The sequence below is a fragment of the Modestobacter marinus genome (assembly GCF_019799945.1).
Classification (GTDB): Bacteria; Actinomycetota; Actinomycetes; order Mycobacteriales; family Geodermatophilaceae; genus Modestobacter; species Modestobacter marinus_B.
In genome coordinates, this window is record NZ_JABGCH010000035.1 from 28531 (window position 1) to 44772 (window position 16242).

Genomic DNA, 16242 nt, shown 5'->3' on the forward strand with positions numbered 1-16242 from the left:
CCATGCTGATCCCCCGTCGGGTCAAGCACCGCAAGCAGCACCACCCGGACCGGTCCGGCCGGGCCAAGGGCGGCACGGCGATCAACTTCGGTGACTTCGCCATCCAGGCCCTGGAGCCGGCGTACGTGACCAACCGGCAGATCGAGTCCGCTCGTATCGCCATGACCCGTCACATCAAGCGTGGCGGCAAGGTGTGGATCTCGATCTACCCGGACCGTCCGCTGACCAAGAAGCCCGCCGAGACCCGCATGGGCTCCGGTAAGGGCTCGCCCGAGTGGTGGGTGGCCAACGTCAAGCCGGGCCGGATCATGTTCGAGCTCTCCGGTGTGGCCGAGCCCGTCGCCCGCGAGGCCATGCGCCGCGCGATCCACAAGCTCCCGATGAAGTGCCGCTTCATCACGCGTGAAGGAGAAGTGTGATGGCCGCCGGACTGACTGCGCCCGAGCTGCGCGAGCTGTCCGCCGACGAGCTGGCCACCCGGCTGCGCGAGTCGCGTGAAGAGCTGTTCAACCTGCGCTTCCAGGTGGCCACCGGCCAGCTGGACAACAACCGGCGACTGCAGACCGTCCGCCGCGACATCGCCCGGATCTACACGATCATGCGTGAGCGCGAGCTGGGTCTCTCGGTCGCCCCGAACGAGGGTGTGGCATGAGCGAGAGCGAGCAGACGCAGGCCGCCAGCGGCCCGGGTCTCGCCGGTCGCGGCTACCGCAAGGTCCGCGAGGGCCTCGTGGTGAGCGACAAGATGGAGAAGACCATCGTCGTCGAGGTCGAGGACCGGGTGAAGCACGGCCTGTACGGCAAGGTCATCCGGCGCACCAGCAAGCTGAAGGCGCACGACGAGCAGAACGTCGCCGGCATCGGCGACCGCGTGCAGATCATGGAGACCCGGCCGCTGTCCGCCACCAAGCGGTGGCGTCTGGTCTCCGTCGTCGAGAAGGCCAAGTGACCCGGTCGGCTGCGCAGGCCGACTGAGCGCCAGGTACTCTGGACGACTGGCGCACCCGAGTGGTGCGCCGCATCCCGGTACCCGTGCACGGACGGCCGGTGGCGCACGCCACCGGCTGTCCGCGTGTGGGTGCCGGACAGCCGGTTCACCGATCCGGCCCGGCTGTCGAATCAAGGACTGAGGAGCAGGAAGTGATCCAGCAGGAGTCGCGTCTGCGGGTCGCCGACAACACCGGTGCCAAGGAGATCTTGTGCATCCGCGTGCTCGGTGGCTCGGGGCGTCGCTACGCGGGCATCGGCGACGTCATCGTCGCCACCGTGAAGGACGCGCTGCCCGGCGCCGGCGTGAAGAAGGGCGACGTCGTCAAGGCCGTCATCGTCCGCACGGTGAAGGAGCGTCGGCGTCCCGACGGCTCCTACATCCGCTTCGACGAGAACGCCGCGGTGATCATCCGCGACAGCGGCGACCCGCGCGGGACGCGCATCTTCGGCCCCGTCGGCCGGGAGCTGCGCGACAAGCGCTTCATGCGGATCATCTCGCTCGCTCCGGAGGTGTTGTGACCATGGCTCAGCAGTCCAGCGGGAAGACCCCGTCGATGAAGGTCAAGAAGGGTGACGAGGTCGTCGTCCTGGCCGGCAAGGACCGGGGCGCGAAGGGCCGCGTCATCGCCGCCTTCCCCAAGACCCAGAAGGTCCTCGTCGAGGGCATCGGCCGGGTCAAGAAGCACACCCGCATCAGCACCAGCCAGCGCGGAGCCCAGCAGGGCGGGATCGTCACGCAGGAGGCCGCCATCCACGTGAGCAACGTGATGGTCGTCGACAGCGAGGGCACGCCGACCCGGGTCGGTCACCGCAAGGACGAGGAAGGCCGCAGCATCCGGGTCTCGCGGCGCACCGGTAAGGACCTCTGAACCCATGAGCGCACCCACCCGTGAGCTGCCCCGCCTGCTCGCCCGCTACCGCGCCGACATCGCGCCTGCTCTGCAGAACGAGTTCGGCTACCCCAACGTCATGCAGATCCCCGGTCTGGTGAAGATCGTGGTCAACATGGGCGTCGGTGAGGCCACCCGCGACGCCAAGCTGATGGACGGCGCGGTCCGCGACCTCACCGCCATCACCGGCCAGAAGCCGGCCGTCGTCCGCGCCCGCAAGTCCATCGCGCAGTTCAAGCTGCGCGAGGGCATGCCGATCGGCGCGAAGGTCACCCTCCGCGGCGACCGCATGTGGGAGTTCCTGGACCGGCTGCTGTCGCTGGCCCTGCCCCGCATCCGCGACTTCCGCGGCCTGAACCCGAAGCAGTTCGACGGGAACGGCAACTACACGTTCGGTCTGACCGAGCAGTCCATGTTCCGCGAGATCGACGTCGACAAGATCGACCGGCCCCGCGGCATGGACATCACCCTGGTGACCACCGCCACCACCGACGAGGAGGGCCGCGAGCTGCTCACGCTGCTCGGCTTCCCCTTCGCCGGCCAGACCGTCGTGAACGCGACCCGCTGAGCGCGGGCGAGGAGATCCCGAGATGGCCAAGAAGGCTCTGATCAACAAGGCGGCGCGCAAGCCCAAGTTCGCCGTCCGTGGCTACACCCGTTGCCAGCGGTGCGGGCGGCCGCACGCCGTCTTCCGCAAGTTCGGCCTGTGCCGGATCTGCCTGCGGGAGATGGCGCACGCCGGGGAGCTCCCCGGCGTGAGCAAGTCCAGCTGGTAGGCACCCTCGCCCCCCACGACGCGCTTCGCACGTCGTAGGGCCCCTGCGAGGGGGCCGGTTCCAGGCGCAAGGCAACACCGCACGTCACCTTTCCCAGCAGCACCGATCGCTGACAGGCCGCACCCGAAACCACAGTGCGGAACCGCGGCGAGAGAGGCAACACACACCCATGACGATGACCGACCCGATCGCGGACATGCTCACGCGGCTGCGCAACGCCAACCAGGCGTACCACGACGCAGCGACCATGCCGTCGTCGAAGCTGAAGACGCACATCGCCGAGATCCTCCAGAAGGAGGGCTACATCGGCGGGTGGACCGTCAACGACGTCGAGGTGGACGGCCACATCCGCAAGGAGCTCGTGGTCACCCTCAAGTACGGCCCCAACCGTGAGCGGAGCATCGCCGGCGTGCGGCGGGTGTCCAAGCCGGGCCTGCGGGTCTACGCGAAGTCGACCGCCCTGCCCAAGGTCCTGGGCGGCCTCGGGGTGGCGATCATCTCCACCTCCACCGGGCTGCTGACCGACAAGCAGGCGACCAAGAAGGGCGTGGGTGGGGAAGTCCTCGCCTACGTCTGGTAAGAGGAGCGAGCAGACATGTCACGGATCGGACGACTCCCGATTCCGGTGCCCAGCGGGGTGGACGTCGCCATCGACGGGCGCACGGTCAACGTCTCGGGCCCGAAGGGGGCGCTGAGCCACACGGTCGCAGCCCCCATCACCGTCGAGCGCGGTGAGGACGGCACGCTGCTGGTGCAGCGTCCTGACGACGCGCGTGAGAGCCGGGCCCTGCACGGCCTGTCCCGCACGCTCATCGCCAACATGATCACCGGGGTGACCCAGGGGTACGACAAGACCCTGGAGATCGTCGGCGTCGGCTACCGCGTGCAGGCCCGCGGCGCGGACCTCGAGTTCGCCCTCGGCTTCAGCCACCCGGTCGTCGTGAAGGCCCCCGAGGGGATCGCCTTCACGGTCGAGGCCCCGACCCGCCTGCGGGTCAGCGGCATCGACAAGCAGCGAGTGGGCGAGGTCGCCGCGAACATCCGCAAGATCCGCAAGCCCGACCCGTACAAGGGCAAGGGCGTGCGGTACCAGGGCGAGGTCGTCAAGCGCAAGGTCGGGAAGACGGGTAAGTGATGGCCACCACCGAGAAGACCGCTCGGGTGCACAAGCCCGTCGGCACCGACATCAGCACCGCCCGCCGCGTCTCGCGGCTGCGTCGCCACAACCGGCTGCGCAAGCGGGTCTCCGGCACGCCGGAGCGCCCCCGCCTGGTGGTCAACCGCAGTTCGCGGCACATGCACGTCCAGGTCGTCGACGACACCGTCGGCCGTACCCTGGTCAGTGCCTCGACCCTGGACGCCAGCCTGAGGGGTGCCGAGGGCGACAAGTCCGCCCTCGCCCGCCGGGTGGGCACGCTCGTCGCCGAGCGCGCGAAGGCCGCCGGCATCTCCGCCGTCGTCTTCGACCGCGGTGGCAACCGGTACGCCGGCCGCATCGCGGCGCTGGCCGACGGTGCCCGTGAGGGTGGGCTGGACTTCTGATGAGCAACACCGTGATCGAGATCGAGAGGGACGTCTGATGCCAGGACCACAGCGACGCGGCGGCGGCGCCGGCGGCGGCAACGACCGCCGGGACCGCCGTGACGGCGGGCGGGGGCCCGGGGGCGCGCCCGCCGAGAAGAGCAACTTCATCGAGCGCGTGGTGGCCATCAACCGCGTGTCCAAGGTCGTCAAGGGTGGTCGGCGCTTCAGCTTCACCGCCCTGGTGATCGTGGGCGACGGCGACGGCACCGTGGGCGTCGGCTACGGCAAGGCCAAGGAGGTGCCCGCGGCGATCGCCAAGGGCGTCGAGGAGGCCAAGAAGCACTTCTACCGCGTGCCGCGGATCGCCAGCACCATCCCGCACCCGGTGCAGGGTGAGGCGGCGGCCGGTGTCGTGCTGCTGAAGCCGGCCAGCCCGGGTACCGGTGTCATCGCCGGCGGTCCGGTGCGCGCCGTCCTCGAGTGCGCCGGCATCCACGACGTGCTCTCCAAGAGTCTCGGGTCCTCGAACCCAATCAACATCGTCCACGCGACCATGCAGGCGCTGAAGGACCTCGTCCGCCCCGAGGAGATCGCGGCCCGCCGTGGTCTGCCCCTGGAGGACGTCGCCCCGGCCGCCATGCTGCGCGCGCGGGCCGGTCAGGGGGTCTGAGATGGCTCAGCTGAAGGTCACCCAGATCAAGTCGGCCATCGGCACGAAGCCGAACCAGCGTCAGACGCTGCGTTCGCTCGGGCTGAAGCGCATCAGCGACTCGGTCGTCAAGGAGGACCGTCCCGAGATCCGCGGGATGGTCGCGACGGTGCCGCACCTGGTCACCGTCGAAGAGATCGTCTGAGCAGGGGAACACCATGACTCTCAAGGTCCACCACCTGCGTCCTGCCCCCGGCGCCCACACCAAGAAGACCCGCGTGGGTCGTGGTGAGGGCTCCAAGGGCAAGACCGCGGGTCGCGGCACCAAGGGCTCCGGCGCCCGCACGCAGGTCTCGGCCCGCTTCGAGGGTGGCCAGACCCCGCTGCACATGCGGCTGCCGAAGCTCTCGGGCTTCAAGGCCCCCAACAAGGTCGTCTTCCAGGTCGTGAACCTGGACCGGATCGCCTCCCTCTTCCCGGAGGGCGGCTCGATCAACCCGGACACGCTGGCTGACGCCGGCGCCGTCCGGCGCGGTCAGCCGGTCAAGGTCCTCGGCACCGGCGAGCTCGGCGGGGTCCAGGTCTTCGTGCACGCGCACGCCTTCTCCAAGTCCGCCGAGGAGAAGATCGCCGCGGCCGGAGGCAACACCACCCAGATCTGACCGAGGACCCTCCTGCCCCCCGGCAGGGGGTCTTCTCCGGCCCGCCCGGCACCCGTGCCGGGCGGGCCGATTGCTAACCTCACACGACCGACTCGGGGAGGACCAGTGCTGCAGGCGTTCGCCGCGGCGTTCCGGACGCCAGACCTCCGGCGGAAGCTGCTGTTCTCCCTCGGGTTGATCGCGGTCTACCGGCTGGGCGCCAGCGTGCCCGGCCCGGGCGTCTCCATCACAGCGATCAACAGCTGTCTGGAGCAGGCCCAGGCCTCCGACCAGCGAGACCTGTACTCGCTGGTCAACCTGTTCTCCGGTGGCGCGCTGCTGCGCCTGTCGGTGTTCGCGCTCGGCATCATGCCGTACATCACCGCGAGCATCATCGTGCAGCTGCTCGTCGTCGTCATCCCGCGCTTCGAGCAGCTGAAGAAGGAAGGGCAGTCGGGTCAGGGGAAACTGACCCAGTACACCCGCTACCTGACCATCGCGCTCGCCGTCCTGCAGAGCACCGGCATCATCGCCCTGGCCCGCAGCGGTCAGCTGTTCGTCAACTGCTCGCTGGACATCATCCCCTCGGACTCGGTGTGGACCACCGTCGTCCTGGTCGTCACGATGACCGCCGGCACCGCCGTGATCATGTGGCTCGGTGAGCTGCTCACCGAGAAGGGGATCGGCAACGGCATGTCCGTGCTGATCTTCACCTCGATCGCCGCGCGCATCCCGGCCGAGGGCGGCGCGATCCTGCAGACCCGCGGCGGCTTCGTGTTCACGCTCGTCTGCGTGCTCGCCGTGGTGATCATCGCCTCGGTCGTCTACGTCGAGCAGGCGCAGCGGCGGATCCCCGTGCAGTACGCCAAGCGGATGGTCGGCCGGCGGATGTACGGCGGCACCTCCACGTACCTGCCGCTGAAGGTCAACCAGGCCGGCGTCATCCCGGTGATCTTCGCGTCCTCGCTGCTGTACCTGCCGCAGCTGATCAGCCAGCTGCAGGGCAGCGAGACCGGCCCGGTGCGCCGCTTCATCGAGAACTACATCATCGACCAGAGCAGCCCGGTGCACATCGCCGTCTACTTCGGCCTGATCGTGTTCTTCACGTACTTCTACGTGTCGATCACCTTCAACCCGGAGGAGCGGGCCGACGACATGAAGCGCTACGGCGGTTTCATCCCCGGCATCCGCCCGGGACGCCCCACGGCCGAGTACCTGCAGTACGTGCTCTCGCGGATCACCCTGCCGGGGGCGATCTACCTCGGTCTGGTGGCCGTGCTGCCCAACCTGTTCCTCTCCATCACGCAGGAGGGGCAGAACCAGAACTTCCCGTTCGGCGGGACGGCCGTGCTGATCATGGTGGGAGTGGGCTTGGAGACGGTGAAGCAGATCGAGACGCAGCTCAACCAGCGCAGCTACGAAGGGTTCCTGCGGTAGTGCGCGTCGTGCTGCTGGGCCCGCCGGGAGCCGGCAAGGGGACCCAGGCCCAGATCATCGCCGGACGCCTGCGCGTCCCGGCCATCTCGACCGGCGACATCTTCCGCGCGAACGTCAGCGGCCAGACCAAGCTCGGCCAGAAGGCCAAGGTCTACATGGACGCGGGTGACCTGGTGCCCGACGAGATCACCGTCGCGATGGTCACCGATCGGCTGGCCGAGCCCGATGCCAAGGCGGGGTTTCTGCTCGACGGGTTCCCCCGGACCATCGCGCAGGCCGAGCAGCTGCAGGCCTCGCTGGACGAGGTGGGGTACTCCCTGAACCGGGTGCTGGAGCTCGTCGTCGACGAGGAGGAGCTGGTGCGCCGGCTCTCCGGCCGGCGCATGCTCGTGGACGGCGAGTGGGTGCAACGCGACGACGACAAGCCGGAGACCATCCGGCACCGTCTCGGGGTGTACCGGGAACAGACGGCGCCGCTGTCGGGCTACTACGACCAGGTCGGGCTGCTGAGCAGGATCCAGGCGATCGGCAGCATCGACGAGGTCACCGATCGGGCGCTCCGGGCGCTCGGCGCGGTCGACGGCCCGGCCGGGGCCTGAGCGCGCGAGGCGCGAGGTGCACGGCGACCGCGGTGCCGCCCTCCTGGCCCGGCTGCCGCTGCTGGTGAAGTGGAGTGGACGGATGATCCAGATCAAGACGGCGCACGAGATCGAGCTCATGCGCGCCTCCGGGCTCGTCACGGCGGGCGCTCTTGCGGCGGTGCGCGCCGCCGTCCGCCCAGGTGTCACGACCAAGGAGCTCGACGCCGTCGCCGAGGACCACATCAGGTCCCAGGGCGCGGTGCCGAACTTCCTCGGCTACCACGGGTTCACCGGGACGATCTGCGCGTCGGTCAACGACGAGGTCGTGCACGGGATCCCCAACCCGGACCGGGTGCTCGCCGAGGGCGACAACATCTCCATCGACTGCGGCGCGATCCTGGAGGGCTGGCACAGCGACTCGGCGATCACCGTCACGGTGGGGGAGCCCTCGGCGGAGGACGCCGCGCTCATCGCCGTCACCGAGCGCTCGATGTGGGCCGGGCTGGCCCGGGCGCTGGCCGGCGGCCGGCTCACCGACATCAGCCACGCGGTCGAGGAGTCGATCCGCTCCGCCGAGCGCCCGTACGGGATCGTCGACCACTACGGCGGCCACGGCATCGGCACCGAGATGCACCAGGACCCGCACGTGCTGAACTACGGCCGCGCGGGCCGCGGTCCACGGCTCGTCCCCGGCATGGCGCTGGCCATCGAGCCGATGGTGACCGTCGGCGACCCGGCCACCGAGGAGCTCGAGGACGGCTGGACGGTCGTCACCAAGGACGGCTCCCGCGCCGCCCACTTCGAGCACACCGTCGCCATCACCCCCGAGGGTCCTTGGGTGCTCACCGCCGAGGACGGCGGCGTGTCCGGGCTCGCGCCCTTCGGGATCACCGCCCGCCAGTAGGCGGCCCTCGTCACTCCGCCCCGGGTTGGTGAGGGGTCAGCGGCTGGAGTACAGTGGCCGTTGGCGTTCGCGCCGTCCGTCGTCCTGCTGTGGCCGCAGAACGCCGGACGCCCTCTGCGAGATCGTCATCCAGAGCAGTTCCGCATCCAGCACGACGTCCGTGCCGCTCCGGCATGGACGACGCAGTCGAACGAGGAGGCCGTGTAGGGCATGGCGAAGAAGGACGGGGCCATCGAGGTCGAGGGTCGCGTCGTCGAGCCGCTGCCCAACGCGATGTTCCGGGTCGAGCTGCAGAACGGACACCGGGTGCTCGCCCACATCAGCGGCAAGATGCGACAGCACTACATCCGCATCCTGCCGGAGGACCGCGTGGTCGTGGAGCTCTCGCCCTACGACCTGACGCGCGGTCGCATCGTCTACCGCTACAAGTGACCGTCGGCGCTGCGCGCACCGCGCGACGTCGGCACATCGACATGAGGAATGAGGGGCGGCACCGGTGAAGGTCCAGCCGTCGGTGAAGAAGATCTGCGACAAGTGCAAGGTGATCCGCCGGCACGGCCGGGTCATGGTCATCTGCGACAACGCCCGGCACAAGCAGCGCCAGGGCTGAGGGAGTACCTGAACATGGCACGACTGGCTGGCGTCGACCTTCCCCGCGACAAGCGGATGGAGATCGCGCTCACCTACATCTACGGGATCGGCAAGACCTCCGCGAAGGAGACCCTGGCCGCGACGGGCGTCAGCCCGGACCTGCGCGCCCGGGACCTCACGGACGAGGACCTGCTGAAGCTGCGCGACTACATCGACGAGCACTTCCGGGTCGAGGGTGACCTCCGCCGTGAGGTCGCCGCCGACATCCGTCGCAAGATCGAGATCGGCTGCTACCAGGGCCTGCGGCACCGCCGCGGCCTCCCGGTCCACGGTCAGCGCACCCGCACCAATGCGCGCTCCAGCAAGGGCCCGCGCAAGACCATCGCCGGCAAGAAGAAGGCCGGCAAGAAGTAAGCAGTTCGGCGCGCCGTCGCAGCGCACCCGCAGGGGGGAGCGACGGCGCGCTGCTGCGACATCTGGCCACGAGCAGACAGGACACGCTGAAGAATGCCTCCCAGGGCCCGCGCGGCAGCCGGCACCAAGAAGGTGCGCCGCAAGGAGAAGAAGAACGTCGCCCACGGCGCGGCGCACATCAAGAGCACGTTCAACAACACGATCGTGTCGATCACCGACCCGACCGGGAACGTGATCAGCTGGGCCTCCGCCGGCCACGTCGGTTTCAAGGGCTCCCGCAAGTCGACCCCCTTCGCCGCGCAGATGGCCGCCGAGAACGCGGCCCGCAAGGCGCAGGAGCACGGCATGCGCAAGGTCGACGTCTTCGTCAAGGGCCCGGGTTCGGGCCGCGAGACCGCGATCCGCTCGCTGCAGGCCACCGGCCTCGAGGTGGGTCAGATCCAGGACGTGACGCCGCAGCCGCACAACGGCTGCCGCCCCAAGAAGCGCCGCCGGGTCTGACCGGTCACTGACGAGAAGAACGAGGAGTACCTGACGTGGCCCGTTACACCGGAGCCGACTGCCGCCTGTGCCGGCGCGAGAAGATGAAGCTGTTCCTCAAGGGCAGCAAGTGCGAGTCCCCGAAGTGCCCGATCGAGATCCGGCCGTACCCGCCGGGCGAGCACGGCCGGGGCCGCAGCAAGGACAGCGAGTACCTGCTGCAGCTGCGTGAGAAGCAGAAGGCGCGCCGCATCTACGGCGTGCTGGAGAAGCAGTTCCGCGGCTACTACGAAGAGGCCAACAAGAAGACCGGTAAGACCGGTGAGGTCCTGCTGCAGATCCTGGAGTCGCGGCTGGACAACGTCGTGTACCGGGCCGGCTTCGCCGAGTCCCGTGACATGGCCCGCCAGCTCGTGCGCCACGGCCACATCAAGGTCAACGGCCGCAAGGTGGACATCCCGTCCTTCCGGGTGAGCGCCCAGGACATCGTCGAGGTGACCGCGAAGTCCACCGAGATGGTGCCGTTCCAGATCGCCCAGGCCAAGGCCGGCCAGCGTCCGGTCCCGCCGTGGCTGGAGGTCATCAGCACGCAGCTGAAGGTGCTGGTTCACAGCATCCCGGCGCGCCAGGTAATCGACACCCCGGTGCAGGAGCAGCTGATCGTGGAGCTCTACTCCAAGTAGTCGAAGGACCCCCGTGCACCGCCCCACGCCACGCTTCGCGCGGCGGGGGCTCTGCACGGGGGCCGCACGACGGCGGGACGGGCGGACCGATGTCCGTCCCGCCGGCACCATCCCTCTCGGCGTCATATGGCGGGTGCCGGAGGACCTGAAGGAGATCACCATGCTCATCGCACAGCGTCCGACCCTCACCGAGGAGACGATCGACGCCCAGCGTTCGCGGTTCGTCATCGAGCCGCTGGAGCCGGGCTTCGGCTACACCCTCGGCAACTCCCTGCGTCGCACCCTGCTGTCCTCGATCCCCGGCGCTGCTGTCACCAGCATCCGCATCGAGGGCACCCTGCACGAGTTCACCACCGTGCCGGGCGTCAAGGAGGACGTCACCGAGATCATCCTGAACCTCAAGGGCCTGGTCGTCAGCTCCGACTCCGACGAGCCGGTGACCATGTACCTGCGCAAGCAGGGTCCCGGTGAGGTGACCGCGGCCGACATCGCGCCGCCGGCCGGGGTCGAGGTGCACAACCCCGAGCTGCACATCGCGACGCTCAACGCCAAGGGCCGGCTGGAGATCGAGCTGGTCGTCGAGCGCGGCCGCGGCTACGTGCCGGCCACGCAGAACAAGCAGCCCGGTCAGGAGATCGGCCGCATCCCGGTCGACTCGATCTACTCGCCGGTGCTGAAGGTGACCTACGCCGTCGAGGCCACGCGCGTCGAGCAGCGGACCGACTTCGACCGCCTGGTCGTCGACGTCGAGACGAAGCCGTCGCTCGAGCCCCGCGACGCGATCGCCAGCGCGGGCTCCACCCTGGTCGAGCTGTTCGGCCTGCTGCGCGAGCTGAACATCGACGCCGAGGGCATCGAGGTCGGGCCGAGCCCGGCCGAGGCGGCCGACATCGCGAACTTCTCGATGCCGATAGAGGACATGGACCTCACCGTCCGGTCCTACAACTGCCTCAAGCGCGAGGGCGTCCACACGGTCGGGGAGCTCGTCACCCGGTCCGAGGCCGACCTGCTCGACATCCGCAACTTCGGTGCGAAGTCGATCGACGAGGTCAAGATGAAGCTCGCCGCCATGGGCCTGGCCCTGAAGGACAGCCCGCCCGGGTTCATCCCCACCTCGGTGGAGAGCTACGACGAGGGGTACGAGACCGACGCGTACCAGGGCGACGCCACCTACGGCGACCCGGCCCAGTACGACGAGGGCAACTACCAGGAGACCGAGCAGCTCTGAAGAAGGACCCCGCTGCCCCCGCTCGCACGCTCGCGGCGGGGGCAGCGGGGCCGACCCGGCCAGCCGCACGGGTGGCCAGCACAACGCAGTACGGAGACGCAGCCGGCAGCCCCCCGCCCGGCAGCCTGAGGAAGGACCGACATGCCCACCCCCACCAAGGGCCCCCGTCTCGGCGGTTCGCCGTCGCACGAGCGGCTGATGCTGGCCAACCTGGCCACTTCGCTGTTCGAGCACGGGCGGATCACCACCACCGAGACCAAGGCCAAGCGGCTCCGTCCGTACGCCGAGAAGCTGGTCACCTTCGCCAAGCGTGGTGACCTGCACGCCCGTCGCCAGGTGATGACGCAGATCCGGGACAAGGACGTCGTCCACCACCTGTTCGCCGAGATCGGGCCGCGCTACGCGAACCGCCCCGGTGGCTACACCCGCATCGTCAAGGTCGGTCCGCGCAAGGGCGACAACGCCCCCATGGCCATCATCGAGCTGGTCGAGGGCCTGACGGTCGCCCAGGAGGCGGTCGGCGAGGCCGAGCGCGCCCGCGGCACCCGTTTCGCCGCCGGCGCCGGCGCCGCCTCGGCGGCCGGTGAGGTCACCGCCGACGAGGTCGAGACCACCGGCCCCGGCGGGGACACCAGCCCCGCGGTCACCGCCGGTGCCGAGGGCGTCGAGGACGCCCAGGAGGTCGTCGCCGACGTGTTCAACCCGGACGGCGAGCGCCAGGACGACGGCGACGTCACCCCGCAGCCCACGGCCGAGAACCTCGCCGTGGTCGACGACCCGGCGCTGTCCCCGGACGTGGCCAAGGCCGCGGCCGCCGAGGTGGAGGCCGCTGAGCTCGGCGACGCCGCCACCGCCGGCACCCACGCCCCGGGTGGCGAGCCCGAGGTCGACCCCAAGTGATCCGGCCGGCCTCACGCTGAGGCCGGGATCGATGGACCACCTGCACGCAACGGACGAGCCCGCCACCGCACCCGGTGGCGGGCTCGTCCGCGTCCGGCTGGACGTCTCCTACGACGGGACGGCGCTGCACGGCTGGGCTCGCCAGCCCGCCCAGCGCACCGTGCAGGGCGAGCTGGAGCTGGCCCTGGCCACCGTGCTGCGGCACGACGTCGACCTGACCGTGGCCGGCCGCACCGACGCCGGGGTGCACGCCACCGGCCAGGTCGCGCACACCGATCTGCCCGCCGAGCTGTTCGCGCAGCACCAGCCGCGGCTGCTGCGCCGGCTGCGGGGCGTGCTGGCGCCGGACATCGCGGTCACCGCCGTCCGGACGGTCAGCCCCGACTTCGACGCCCGGTTCGCCGCGCTGGCCCGGCACTACGTCTACCGGCTCACCGACGCCGACGCGGGCGCCCCGCCGCTGCGCCGCGCGGACACGGTGGCCTGGCCGCGGACGCTGGACGCCGACGCGATGCGGCTGGCGGCCGGGCTGCTGCTCGGTGAGCACGACTTCGCCGCCTTCTGCCGGCGGCGTGAGGGGGCGACGACCGTCCGGACCCTGCTGGACCTGCGGGTGCGCCGCGACGGCGACCTGATCGAGGTGGCGGCCTCGGCGGACGCCTTCTGCCACTCCATGGTGCGCAGCCTGGTCGGCGGGCTGACCGCGGTCGGCGAGGGCCGCCGTCCCCCGGAGTGGCCCGGGTCCCTACTGTCCCGGCGGGAGCGGGCCAACGACGTCCCGGTGGCCCCGGCGGGCGGGCTCACCCTCGTGCGGGTCGACTACCCCGACGACGACCAGCTGGCCGTGCGGGCCCGCGTCACCCGGGCCCGGCGGGACTAGGGAAGGGCGGCGACCGCCTCGGGGATGGGGGTGTCTCCACCGACCAGCTCCACGACCTCGTTCCACTTGCCGGCGACGAGGATCTCGGCGAGCACGGCCGCGACGTCGTCCCGGGGGACGGTCCCGGGTGCGACACCGTGGGTGAGGGTGACCCGCCCGGTGCCCGGCTCGTCGGTGAGGCCACCGGGCCGCACGATCGTGGTGTCGAGGGCCCGCCGGGGCAGGATCCGGTCCTCGGCTGCCAGCTTGGCCTGCAGGTACGCGGCGAAGACCGGGTCCATGCCCCGTGGCGTGCCCTGCCGGGCCTGCTCCACGCCCATGGAGGAGACCAGCAGGTAGGGCCGCACCCCCGCGCGCTCGGCCGCGTCGGCGAGCAGGAGGGCGGCGCCCTTGTCGACCGTGGACTTCCGCTCGGCGCCGCTCCCCGGGCCCGCGCCGGCGGCGAAGACGACGGCGTCGGCGCCCTTCAGGACGGTGGCGACGTCGTCGACCGTCGCCTGCTCGAGGTCCACCACCACCGGCTCGACCCCGTCGGACTCCAGGTCCGCCCGGTGGTCGGGGTTGCGGATGATGCCGGCGACCGAGTGGCCGTCGCCGGTGAGCAGCCTGCCGAGACGACGGGCGACCTGACCGTGGGCTCCTGCGATGACGACGCGCATGCCCGGGGGCTACCCGCTGGGTCGCCCGGCAGTCAGCGGCGGCGGGGGGCGGCGCGGGCGCGGGCCAGCTCGGCGGGGGTGTCGCAGTCGGTCCACGGCGGGGGCGCGCCCGGCGGCACCGGCGGGTGGTACCGGCGGACGGCGAGCGGGGATAGCACGGCGCGCAGCGGGGCGTGCGGCCGGACGCCGACCAGCGCGCTCCGCAGGACGGCGGTGCGCCACACGCCGAGGAGCAGCTGGTCGGTGCCGGTGTCGTCGACGACCAGCACGCCGTCCCCGGTGAGCCGGGAGCGCAGCTCGGCGACCACGGCCGGGGTCACGAACGGCAGGTCACCGGCCAGGACGGCGACCACCTCGGTGTCCACGGCTCCCAGGCCCGCCGCCAGCGCGGGCACCGGCCCTCCGCCCGGCGGGTCCTCCCGCACGACGAGCACTCCGTCCGGGACCGGTTGCGGCGGGCCGACGACCACCCGCGGGCTGGCCCCCTCGACCGCCGCGAGCACGGTGGCGAGCATGCTCCGGCCGCCCACCTGGAGCTGGGGCTTGGCCTGCCCGCCGAGGCGCTTGGCCCGCCCGCCGGCGAGGACGACGGCGCCGAACGGCGGCAGAGCGGTCATGGGGAGGAACGGTAGGGGGCGACGGGTGGGTACCGTCAGTCCTCGTGGGACGAGTCACCAGCCGGATGCCCGTGCTGCGCATCCGCGGGCCGGTGCACACCCGGCGTCCGGACACCGTGGCGGCCGAGGAGCCGCTGGAGATCCGGCTGGCCGGGCGGCCGCTCGCGGTCACCATGCGCACGCCCGGGGACGACTTCGACCTGGTGCACGGCTTCCTGGCCACCGAGGGCGTGATCCGCACGTCGGCGGACCTGTCCGGGCTGCGGTACTGCAACTCGGTCGACGACGAGGGGCGCAACACCTACAACGTGGTCGACGTCGATCTGGCCCCGGGCATCGAGGCGCCCGACACCGCGCTGGACCGGAACTTCTACACCTCCAGCTCCTGCGGCGTCTGCGGCAAGGCGAGCATCGACGCCATCCGGACCAGGACGCCCTACGACGTCGCGGCGGACGACGTCCGGGTGACGCTGGAGACGCTGCTCGCCCTGCCGGACCGGCTGCGCGCCGCGCAGGAGGTGTTCGACCGGACCGGTGGCCTGCACGCCGCGGGGCTGTTCACCGCAGGAGGTGAGCTGGTCGCCCTGCGCGAGGACGTTGGCCGGCACAACGCCGTGGACAAGGTCGTCGGCGACGCGGTGCGGGAGGGTCGGGTGCCGTTGACCCGGCACGTCCTGATGGTCAGCGGCCGCTCCTCCTTCGAGCTGACCCAGAAGGCCGCGATGGCCGGGGTGCCGGTGCTGGCCGCGGTCTCCGCGCCCAGCTCGCTGGCGGTCGAGCTCGCCGCGGACGCCGGCATCACGCTGGTCGGCTTCCTCCGCGGCGACGGCTGCAACGTCTACACCCACCCGGACCGGATCGTCTTGCCCGAGTGACAACGGGAGAGGACCCCGTCGTGCCCACCCCACGCGCCGTCGCGGAGGCGTTCTCCGGTCACCGCTTTCCCGACGCCTACGGCTCCCTGCACCCCGACGTCCGCTGGACGCAGGTCGGCCAGGAGGTGCTCACCGGCCGGCAGGCGGTGGTCGACGCCTGCGAGGCCACGCTCGCTGAGCTGGTGACGACGACGGTGGAGTTCTCCCGCTTCCTCGTGGTCGCCGACGAGAACGCCGCAGCCGTGGACGTCGTCGGCCGCTACGTCGACGCCGACGGCGCGACCAGCGTGGGGTGCTCCTGCGACGTCTACGAGTTCCGAGACGGGATGGTCACCGCGATCACGTCCTACGCCGTCGAGCTGTACCTGCCGGCGCTCGACTGAGGCCGCCGGCCTCGGGCTGCGTCATCCCGCCGGATGGGAGCCCACAGACCCGTGAATAGGTGTGTTGCAGGCGCGCGTCAGCGCGGGCGGACGAAGTCCGCCGCCCGTCCGGCACCGCGATCAGGTTGGGGTCAGGTGGCG

General features: G+C 70.9%; 28 protein-coding genes. 26 read left to right on the plus strand and 2 right to left on the minus strand.

What is annotated here, in order from left to right:
* Window positions 1-2 precede the first annotated feature (2 nt).
* The 24 genes from rplP (at window position 3) to truA (ending at window position 13567) form a co-directional block, all read left to right on the plus strand.
* Window positions 3-419, plus strand: a complete 417-nt coding sequence (gene rplP / locus HK417_RS21275) for a 50S ribosomal protein L16 (protein WP_222271338.1) — start codon at window positions 3-5, stop codon at window positions 417-419.
* Window positions 419-652 carry a 50S ribosomal protein L29 gene (gene rpmC, locus HK417_RS21280; protein WP_014742850.1) on the plus strand — a complete coding sequence of 78 codons (234 nt, stop codon included), beginning with the start codon at window positions 419-421 and terminating at the stop codon, window positions 650-652. Before rplP ends, rpmC begins: the two co-directional genes overlap by 1 nt.
* Window positions 649-948 carry a 30S ribosomal protein S17 gene (rpsQ, locus tag HK417_RS21285; protein ID WP_222271349.1) on the plus strand — a complete coding sequence of 100 codons (300 nt, stop codon included), beginning with the start codon at window positions 649-651 and terminating at the stop codon, window positions 946-948. Before rpmC ends, rpsQ begins: the two co-directional genes overlap by 4 nt.
* A gap of 191 nt (window positions 949-1139) precedes the next feature.
* Window positions 1140-1508, plus strand: coding sequence for a 50S ribosomal protein L14 (gene rplN, locus HK417_RS21290; RefSeq protein ID WP_026844850.1), 369 nt, complete (start codon window positions 1140-1142; stop codon window positions 1506-1508).
* A 2-nt stretch (window positions 1509-1510) separates the two neighbouring features.
* On the plus strand, window positions 1511-1858 hold the full coding sequence (rplX, locus tag HK417_RS21295) for a 50S ribosomal protein L24 (protein ID WP_439957938.1): 348 nt from the start codon (window positions 1511-1513) through the stop codon (window positions 1856-1858).
* A gap of 4 nt (window positions 1859-1862) precedes the next feature.
* The gene (rplE, locus tag HK417_RS21300; protein WP_222271352.1) at window positions 1863-2447 is read left to right on the plus strand and encodes a 50S ribosomal protein L5; all 585 of its coding nucleotides are present in this window, start codon (window positions 1863-1865) and stop codon (window positions 2445-2447) included.
* Window positions 2448-2469: 22 nt separating this feature from the next.
* Window positions 2470-2655: a type Z 30S ribosomal protein S14 gene (locus tag HK417_RS21305; protein ID WP_113838243.1), complete on the plus strand. Its 186-nt coding sequence runs from the start codon at window positions 2470-2472 to the stop codon at window positions 2653-2655.
* Between the two features lie 175 nt (window positions 2656-2830).
* Complete coding sequence (gene rpsH, locus HK417_RS21310; RefSeq protein WP_439957939.1) at window positions 2831-3235, plus strand: 30S ribosomal protein S8; 405 nt, start codon at window positions 2831-2833, stop codon at window positions 3233-3235.
* Between the two features lie 15 nt (window positions 3236-3250).
* Window positions 3251-3790 carry a 50S ribosomal protein L6 gene (gene rplF, locus HK417_RS21315; protein ID WP_222271378.1) on the plus strand — a complete coding sequence of 180 codons (540 nt, stop codon included), beginning with the start codon at window positions 3251-3253 and terminating at the stop codon, window positions 3788-3790.
* Window positions 3790-4197: a 50S ribosomal protein L18 gene (gene rplR, locus HK417_RS21320; protein WP_261327526.1), complete on the plus strand. Its 408-nt coding sequence runs from the start codon at window positions 3790-3792 to the stop codon at window positions 4195-4197. The genes rplF and rplR overlap by 1 nt, the downstream gene beginning before the upstream one ends.
* 37 nt (window positions 4198-4234) lie before the next feature.
* Entirely contained in the window at window positions 4235-4849 is a 615-nt protein-coding gene (rpsE, locus tag HK417_RS21325; RefSeq protein ID WP_222271380.1) for a 30S ribosomal protein S5, read from the plus strand.
* A 1-nt stretch (window position 4850) separates the two neighbouring features.
* On the plus strand, window positions 4851-5033 hold the full coding sequence (gene rpmD / locus HK417_RS21330) for a 50S ribosomal protein L30 (protein WP_222271382.1): 183 nt from the start codon (window positions 4851-4853) through the stop codon (window positions 5031-5033).
* A gap of 13 nt (window positions 5034-5046) precedes the next feature.
* A complete protein-coding gene (rplO, locus tag HK417_RS21335; RefSeq protein ID WP_222271385.1) occupies window positions 5047-5490 on the plus strand; it encodes a 50S ribosomal protein L15 in 444 nt (147 codons plus the stop codon).
* A gap of 105 nt (window positions 5491-5595) precedes the next feature.
* The gene (gene secY / locus HK417_RS21340) at window positions 5596-6906 is read left to right on the plus strand and encodes a preprotein translocase subunit SecY (protein ID WP_222271387.1); all 1311 of its coding nucleotides are present in this window, start codon (window positions 5596-5598) and stop codon (window positions 6904-6906) included.
* The gene (locus HK417_RS21345; RefSeq protein WP_222271389.1) at window positions 6906-7505 is read left to right on the plus strand and encodes an adenylate kinase; all 600 of its coding nucleotides are present in this window, start codon (window positions 6906-6908) and stop codon (window positions 7503-7505) included. The genes secY and HK417_RS21345 overlap by 1 nt, the downstream gene beginning before the upstream one ends.
* 16 nt (window positions 7506-7521) lie before the next feature.
* A complete protein-coding gene (map, locus tag HK417_RS21350; protein WP_308123751.1) occupies window positions 7522-8391 on the plus strand; it encodes a type I methionyl aminopeptidase in 870 nt (289 codons plus the stop codon).
* A gap of 210 nt (window positions 8392-8601) precedes the next feature.
* Window positions 8602-8823: a translation initiation factor IF-1 gene (infA, locus tag HK417_RS21355; protein ID WP_012950459.1), complete on the plus strand. Its 222-nt coding sequence runs from the start codon at window positions 8602-8604 to the stop codon at window positions 8821-8823.
* A gap of 64 nt (window positions 8824-8887) precedes the next feature.
* A complete protein-coding gene (rpmJ, locus tag HK417_RS21360) occupies window positions 8888-9001 on the plus strand; it encodes a 50S ribosomal protein L36 (protein ID WP_012950458.1) in 114 nt (37 codons plus the stop codon).
* Window positions 9002-9015: 14 nt separating this feature from the next.
* On the plus strand, window positions 9016-9396 hold the full coding sequence (gene rpsM / locus HK417_RS21365; RefSeq protein ID WP_222271400.1) for a 30S ribosomal protein S13: 381 nt from the start codon (window positions 9016-9018) through the stop codon (window positions 9394-9396).
* A 93-nt stretch (window positions 9397-9489) separates the two neighbouring features.
* Window positions 9490-9897 (plus strand): 30S ribosomal protein S11, encoded by a 408-nt coding sequence (gene rpsK, locus HK417_RS21370; protein WP_026844840.1) that lies wholly within the window; start codon window positions 9490-9492, stop codon window positions 9895-9897.
* 35 nt (window positions 9898-9932) lie between these two features.
* Window positions 9933-10559: a 30S ribosomal protein S4 gene (gene rpsD / locus HK417_RS21375; protein ID WP_222271409.1), complete on the plus strand. Its 627-nt coding sequence runs from the start codon at window positions 9933-9935 to the stop codon at window positions 10557-10559.
* Window positions 10560-10719: 160 nt separating this feature from the next.
* Entirely contained in the window at window positions 10720-11787 is a 1068-nt protein-coding gene (locus HK417_RS21380; protein WP_222271411.1) for a DNA-directed RNA polymerase subunit alpha, read from the plus strand.
* 141 nt (window positions 11788-11928) lie between these two features.
* On the plus strand, window positions 11929-12687 hold the full coding sequence (gene rplQ / locus HK417_RS27315; protein ID WP_222271420.1) for a 50S ribosomal protein L17: 759 nt from the start codon (window positions 11929-11931) through the stop codon (window positions 12685-12687).
* A 31-nt stretch (window positions 12688-12718) separates the two neighbouring features.
* Entirely contained in the window at window positions 12719-13567 is an 849-nt protein-coding gene (gene truA, locus HK417_RS21390; RefSeq protein WP_222271431.1) for a tRNA pseudouridine(38-40) synthase TruA, read from the plus strand.
* On the opposite strand, the gene HK417_RS21395 is transcribed toward truA, so the two are convergent.
* Together HK417_RS21395 and mobA are read right to left on the minus strand one after the other, a co-directional pair.
* Window positions 13564-14226: an NAD(P)-binding oxidoreductase gene (locus HK417_RS21395; RefSeq protein WP_222271433.1), complete on the minus strand. Its 663-nt coding sequence runs from the start codon at window positions 14224-14226 to the stop codon at window positions 13564-13566. The two genes, truA and HK417_RS21395, sit on opposite strands and share 4 nt — an antisense overlap.
* A gap of 32 nt (window positions 14227-14258) precedes the next feature.
* A complete protein-coding gene (mobA, locus tag HK417_RS21400; protein WP_222271435.1) occupies window positions 14259-14843 on the minus strand; it encodes a molybdenum cofactor guanylyltransferase in 585 nt (194 codons plus the stop codon).
* 44 nt (window positions 14844-14887) lie between these two features.
* On the opposite strand from mobA, the gene fdhD reads away from it, so the two are divergent.
* Both fdhD and HK417_RS21410 read left to right on the plus strand, forming a co-directional pair.
* A complete protein-coding gene (gene fdhD / locus HK417_RS21405) occupies window positions 14888-15718 on the plus strand; it encodes a formate dehydrogenase accessory sulfurtransferase FdhD (RefSeq protein WP_222271437.1) in 831 nt (276 codons plus the stop codon).
* A 20-nt stretch (window positions 15719-15738) separates the two neighbouring features.
* Window positions 15739-16101 carry a nuclear transport factor 2 family protein gene (locus HK417_RS21410; RefSeq protein ID WP_222271447.1) on the plus strand — a complete coding sequence of 121 codons (363 nt, stop codon included), beginning with the start codon at window positions 15739-15741 and terminating at the stop codon, window positions 16099-16101.
* Window positions 16102-16242: the final 141 nt, after the last annotated feature.